Source organism: Bradyrhizobium oropedii, from assembly GCF_020889685.1.
Classification (GTDB): domain Bacteria; phylum Pseudomonadota; class Alphaproteobacteria; order Rhizobiales; family Xanthobacteraceae; genus Bradyrhizobium; species Bradyrhizobium oropedii.
The window spans coordinates 1-5359 of sequence record NZ_JACMYO010000316.1; the positions used below are offsets into that span (position 1 = coordinate 1).

Genomic DNA, 5359 nt, shown 5'->3' on the forward strand with positions numbered 1-5359 from the left:
CGGCCCAGCTGGGCTTTTACGGGTCTGCCGGGCGAGACAAGCAGGGCGCGACGTTGTAGAACCCGCCCCGTCGGTCCCGGGTAGGCCCCTGTTCCGGCCGCCCGAAAGCCCGTTTTGAGAGACCCGTTTCGAGACCATGCCCCTGCTCGTCAAAATCTGCGGCCTGTCCACGCGCGAGACGCTCGACGTCGCGCTTGAGGGTGGGGCTGACATGGTGGGGTTCGTGTTTTTTCCGCCGTCACCGCGCCATATCAGTCTGGAGACCGCGCGCGAGCTTGGCAAACAGGCCAAGGGCCGCGCCGTGAAGGTCGCGCTGACGGTCGATGCCGACGACGCGACCATCGAGAACATCATCGAGACGCTGCGGCCGGATATCCTGCAATTGCACGGCAAGGAGACCACGGCGCGGCTGCGTGATCTCAAGCAGAAGTTCGGCCTGCCGCTGATGAAGGCGCTGCCGGTCGAGACCTCAGCCGATCTCGCGCCACTGCCGGGCTATGCCGGCGTCGCCGACCGCATCCTGTTCGATGCGCGCGCGCCGAAGGATGCGACGCGGCCGGGCGGGCTCGGCGCTCCGTTCGATTGGCACGTGTTGGAGAATCTCGATCTCGCGCTGCCCTACATGGTCTCCGGCGGGCTCAACGCCGAGAACGTCGCTGAAGCTGTCCGCGTCACCGGCGCCGGCGGGGTCGACGTTTCGTCGGGCGTCGAGCGCACGCCCGGCGTCAAGGATCCCGAGCTGATCCGCGCCTTCATCCGCGCCGCACGCGCAACCCAAGAACTGATGGTTCGATGAATCCAAACCTTCCCAATTCCTTCCGCAGCGGTCCCGACGAGCGCGGGCATTTTGGCATTTTCGGCGGACGCTTCGTCGCTGAAACGCTGATGCCGCTGATCCTCGATCTCGAAAAGGCCTATGCCGACGCCAAGGCCGATCCGGCGTTCCAGGCCGAGATGAACGTCTATCTGAAGGACTATGTCGGCCGGCCCTCGCCGCTGTATTTCGCCGAGCGGCTCACCGAGCATCTCGGCGGCGCCAAGATCTATCTGAAGCGCGAGGAGCTCAACCACACCGGTTCGCACAAGGTCAACAACGTGCTCGGCCAGATCATGGTCGCGCGCCGCATGGGCAAGAAGCGCATCATCGCCGAGACCGGCGCCGGCCAGCATGGCGTGGCGACGGCGACGCTGTGCGCGCGGTTCGGGCTCGAATGCGTGGTCTATATGGGCGCGGTCGACGTCGAGCGGCAGCAGCCGAACGTGATCCGCATGGAGATGCTGGGCGCCAAGGTCGTCCCGGTGCAGTCCGGTGCGCGCACGCTGAAGGACGCGATGAACGACGCGCTGCGCGATTGGGTCACCAACGTGCACAATACCTTCTATTGCATCGGCACGGTGGCGGGCCCGCACCCCTATCCGATGATGGTGCGCGATTTCCAGTCGATCATCGGCCACGAGACCCGCAAGCAGATGCAGGAGACCGAGGGCCGCCTGCCGGATTCGCTGATTGCCTGCATCGGCGGCGGCTCCAATGCGATGGGCCTGTTCCATCCGTTCCTCGACGATCCCTCGGTCGAGATTTTCGGCGTCGAGGCCGCCGGTCACGGGCTGACGCAGCTCCATGCCGCCTCGCTCGCAGGCGGGCGCCCCGGCGTGCTGCACGGCAACCGTACCTATCTGTTGATGGACGCTGACGGCCAGATCGAGGAAGCGCATTCGATCTCGGCCGGGCTCGACTATCCCGGCATCGGCCCCGAGCATTCCTGGCTGCATGAGACCGGCCGCGTGAAATATCTCTCGGCGACCGACGAGGAGGCGCTGGCGGCATTCCAGCTGCTGTCGCGGCTCGAAGGCATCATCCCGGCGCTGGAATCCGCGCACGCGATTGCGAAATTGTCCGAACTCGCACCGCAGCGGCCGAAGGATCATTTGATGGTGGTCAACCTCTCGGGCCGCGGGGACAAGGACGTGCCGCAGGTCGGCGACATCTTGAAGGCGAGGCAGAAGTGAGCACCCGTATCGACGCACGTTTCGCCGAGCTGAAGCAGCAGGGCCGCTCCGCTTTCGTCACCTTCGTGATGGCCGGCGACCCCGACCCGAAAACCTCGCTCGACATCCTCAAGGCGCTGCCGAAGGCCGGCGCCGACGTCATCGAGATCGGCATGCCGTTCACCGACCCGATGGCCGACGGCCCGTCGATCCAGGCGGCCGGTCTGCGCGCGCTCAAGGGCGGAATGACCTTGCGCAAGACGCTGGCGATGGTGCGCGACTTCCGCAAGGAGGACAACGCCACGCCGATCGTGCTGATGGGCTACTACAATCCGATCTACATCTACGGCGTTGACAGCTTCCTGGCCGACGCCAAGACTGCCGGCGTCGATGGCCTGATCATCGTCGACCTGCCGCCGGAGGAAGACACCGAGCTCTGCATCCCCGCGATCAAGGCCGGCCTGAACTTCATCCGGCTGGCGACGCCGACCACCGACGACAAGCGCCTGCCGGCGGTGCTCGCGAATACCTCGGGCTTTGTCTACTACGTCGCGGTCACCGGAATCACCGGCAGCGCCGCAGCCGATTCGAAGGTCGTCGGAGCGGCCGTGGCGCGCATCAAGCGGCACACCGCCCTACCGGTCTGTGTCGGCTTCGGCATCCGGACTCCGGAAGCGGCGCGTGCGATCGCCGAGACCGCCGATGGCTCCGTGGTCGGCACTGCGCTGGTCGACGCCCTGAAGGGCAGCCTCGATGCCGAGGGCCGCGCGACGCCGAAGACCGTGAGCGCGGTGGCGGACCTGGTGTCCGCGCTGGCGCAGGGGGTCCGGGGCGCCAAGCAGGCCGCTGAATAAGCCACATTTTGCGGCAACAAGGCCGCTAATGGCGGCTTGCCGGGTTCACCCGGCCCGCCATATATCCAGCTGGTGCGGAACCGATCCGCATTTCGGAGCGAACCATGAATTGGCTCACCAACGTCGTCCGGCCGAAGATCCGCAACATCCTGCGGCGCGAGACGCCGGAGAATCTCTGGATCAAGTGCCCGGATTCCGGGCAGCTCGTGTTCTACAAGGACGTCGAGGCCAACCAGTTCGTGATCCCCGGCTCGAACTACCATATGCGCATGGGCGCGGTGGCGCGGCTGAAGTCGATCTTCGACAACGAAACGTGGTTCGACGTCGCGCTGCCCGATGTGACGGCCGATCCGCTGAAATTCCGTGACGAGCGCAAATATGTCGACCGCATCAAGGATGCCCGCACCAAGACCGGGCTGAACGACGCGATCAAGGTCGGCTACGGCAAGCTTGAGGGCGCCGGCGTCGTGGTCGCGGTGCAGGATTTCGATTTCATGGGCGGCTCGCTGGGCATGGCCGCCGGTGAAGCGATGGTGCGCGGGCTCGAGCTCGCGGTCGAGAAGAAGTCGCCCTTCATCGTGTTCGCCGCATCGGGCGGCGCGCGGATGCAGGAAGGCATCCTGTCGCTGATGCAGATGCCGCGCACCACGGTCGGCGTGCAGATGCTGCGCGAGGCCAAGCAGCCTTACATCGTCGTGCTGACCAATCCGACCACCGGCGGCGTCACCGCGTCCTATGCGATGCTTGGCGACATCCAGATCGCGGAGCCCGGCGCGTTGATCGGCTTTGCCGGCGCGCGCGTGATCGAGCAGACCATTCGCGAGAAGCTGCCGGAAGGTTTTCAGCGCGCCGAATATCTGCGCGAGCACGGCATGGTCGACATGGTCGTGCATCGCCATGAGATGAAGGCGACGCTGGCGCGGCTGTGCCGCCTGCTGACCAAGGCGCCGGCGCTCGAAACCGCATCGAAGCCCACGGCCGCGGTCACCGAGCCGGCCCAGATCGTCACGGCACCTGAGACGGTGCCGGCCGCGCCGCACGCGTGACCGCAAGCGCGGCCCCATCGCAACCCTCGTTCGAGGCGTTGATCGCGCGGATATCGGCGCTGCATCCGAAGCGCATCGATCTCAGCCTCGACCGCATGCGCGGTCTGATGGAGCGGCTCGATCATCCCGAGCGTAAGCTGCCGCCGGTGATCCATGTCGCCGGCACCAACGGCAAGGGCTCGACCGTTGCCTATCTGCGCGCGATCCTCGAAGCATCAGGCCTGCGGGTGCACGTCTTCACCTCGCCTTACCTGGTGCGGATCAACGAATGCTACCGGTTGGGCGCGGTCGGCGGCGGCAAGCTGGTCGGTGACGACGAGCTGCGCGCGACATTCGAGGATTGCGAACGCATCAACGCCGGCAATCCCATCACCATCTTCGAGATGGAAACCGCGGTCGCGTTCTGCTTGTTCGCAAAGCATCCGGCCGATGTCGCGCTGCTCGAGGTCGGCCTCGGCGGCCGGCTGGATTCGACCAATGTGGTCGAGACGCCGCTCGCCGCGGTGATCGCGCCGATCAGCATGGATCACATGGAATTCCTCGGCGACAATCTGACGGCGATCGCCGGCGAGAAGGCTGCGATCATCAAGCGCAAGGTGCCGGTGGCGTGCGCCGAGCAGGCCCCGGACGCGATGGCTGTGATCGAGGCGGAGGCGAACCGTATGCGCGCGCCGCTGCATGCCGCCGGCCAGCAATGGCATGTCGGCGTCGAGCGCGGCCGGCTGGTCTATCAGGACGAGCGCGGCTTGATGGATCTCGCTGCGCCAAAACTGTTCGGCCGGCACCAGTTCGACAATGCGGGCCTTGCGATCGCGACGTTGCGTGCGATCGACACCTTCAAGCTCAGTATCGCGGCCTATGAGGCCGGCATCGTCAACGCCGAATGGCCGGCGCGGATGCAGCGGCTGGTCTCAGGCAGCCTGGTCTGCCAGGGGCCGCAGGGCTCCGAGGTCTGGCTCGATGGCGGCCACAACGCCGAGGGCGGCCGTGTTGCGGCCGCGGCGCTCGGCGATCTCGAGGAACGCGTGTCGCGGCCGCTGGTCGTGATCGCGGGCATGATGGCCAACAAGGATGCCAATGCCTTCCTCGCCAATTTCGCCGGCTTGACGCGCCACATCATCGCGGTGCCGGTGCCCGGCCGCGACAACGGCATGGCGCCGGATAAACTCGCCGACGCCGCGCGCGCGCTCGGCATGCGGGTCGAGATCGCAAGTGGCGTCGACGCCGCGTTGCAACGGCTTGCCACGCTGGCCTACGAGGTGCCGCCGCGCATCCTGATCACCGGCTCGCTGTACCTGGCTGGTCCCGTGCTTGCGGCAAACGGCACGCCTCCTGCATAAGTGGTCTCGCGTCCCCGATGCGGTGTGCCAGAGCCTTTTCCGTTCCGATGAATCGGAACGGGGCTCTGATCTTTGTTTGACGCGTTTTCTTCACGCGAACCGGTACCCACTTCGCTCGAAAACGCTCTAG

Annotated in this window: 5 protein-coding genes; all 5 read left to right on the forward strand. The window is 66.1% G+C overall.

Annotation, left to right across the window (positions count from 1 at the left end; all coding sequences use genetic code 11):
- The first annotated feature begins 136 nt into the window (after positions 1–136).
- The 5 genes from H8A95_RS41385 (at position 137) to H8A95_RS41405 (ending at position 5229) form a co-directional block, all read left to right on the forward strand.
- Entirely contained in the window at positions 137–796 is a 660-nt protein-coding gene (locus H8A95_RS41385; protein WP_229188228.1) for a phosphoribosylanthranilate isomerase, read from the forward strand.
- The gene (gene trpB, locus H8A95_RS41390) at positions 793–2010 is read left to right on the forward strand and encodes a tryptophan synthase subunit beta (protein WP_229188229.1); all 1218 of its coding nucleotides are present in this window, start codon (positions 793–795) and stop codon (positions 2008–2010) included. The genes H8A95_RS41385 and trpB overlap by 4 nt, the downstream gene beginning before the upstream one ends.
- The gene (gene trpA, locus H8A95_RS41395; protein WP_229188230.1) at positions 2007–2843 is read left to right on the forward strand and encodes a tryptophan synthase subunit alpha; all 837 of its coding nucleotides are present in this window, start codon (positions 2007–2009) and stop codon (positions 2841–2843) included. Before trpB ends, trpA begins: the two co-directional genes overlap by 4 nt.
- Before the next feature lie 104 nt (positions 2844–2947).
- Positions 2948–3889 carry an acetyl-CoA carboxylase, carboxyltransferase subunit beta gene (gene accD / locus H8A95_RS41400; protein WP_163154003.1) on the forward strand — a complete coding sequence of 314 codons (942 nt, stop codon included), beginning with the start codon at positions 2948–2950 and terminating at the stop codon, positions 3887–3889.
- 95 nt (positions 3890–3984) lie between these two features.
- On the forward strand, positions 3985–5229 hold the full coding sequence (locus H8A95_RS41405) for a bifunctional folylpolyglutamate synthase/dihydrofolate synthase (RefSeq protein WP_420839540.1): 1245 nt from the start codon (positions 3985–3987) through the stop codon (positions 5227–5229).
- The last annotated feature ends 130 nt before the right edge of the window (positions 5230–5359 follow it).

Excerpts from the sequence above, each read along its gene's own strand:
- trpB (WP_229188229.1), top strand. The coding sequence starts at position 793 with ATGAATCCAAACCTTCCCAATTCCTTCCGCAGCGGTCCCGACGAGCGC.
- H8A95_RS41385 (WP_229188228.1), top strand. The coding sequence starts at position 137 with ATGCCCCTGCTCGTCAAAATCTGCGGCCTGTCCACGCGCGAGACGCTC.
- accD (WP_163154003.1), top strand. The coding sequence starts at position 2,948 with ATGAATTGGCTCACCAACGTCGTCCGGCCGAAGATCCGCAACATCCTG.
- H8A95_RS41405 (WP_420839540.1), top strand. The coding sequence starts at position 3,985 with ATGCGCGGTCTGATGGAGCGGCTCGATCATCCCGAGCGTAAGCTGCCG.